Annotated in this window: 1 protein-coding gene; it reads right to left on the reverse strand. The window is 52.0% G+C overall.

The window, feature by feature from the left end; genetic code table 11:
- Positions 1-246, reverse strand: a 246-nt coding sequence (locus tag ACRHOZ_RS21125) for a phosphoribosyltransferase domain-containing protein (protein WP_431130289.1), incomplete at its 3' end; no start/stop codon positions are given.
- Positions 247-256 lie beyond the last annotated feature (10 nt).

A 256-nucleotide genomic window follows, 5' to 3' on the forward strand; every position in this document is an offset into this window, starting at 1 on the left:
GGTGGTTGCCTCGTCATCAATCAAAACCAGCGTTCGCGCGTTGGTAACACGACGTCTTTTCTCTTCATCATCTGGCAGATAGATCAGATGATCAGTGGCGTGTCTGTGTTCTTCCTTGAACTCGCAAAGCAACGTGCCATCAACCGGGTGACGGGTAGAGGTCAGATATACAGATTCACGATGCTGGTGGCGCACTTCATCAAACACACCGGCCCCAAGCCCAACGGCGGTTTCAGCCATACCGATAAAGAGTACG

The organism is Flagellimonas flava (assembly GCF_050617915.1).
Classification (GTDB): Bacteria; Bacteroidota; Bacteroidia; order Flavobacteriales; family Flavobacteriaceae; genus Flagellimonas; species Flagellimonas flava_A.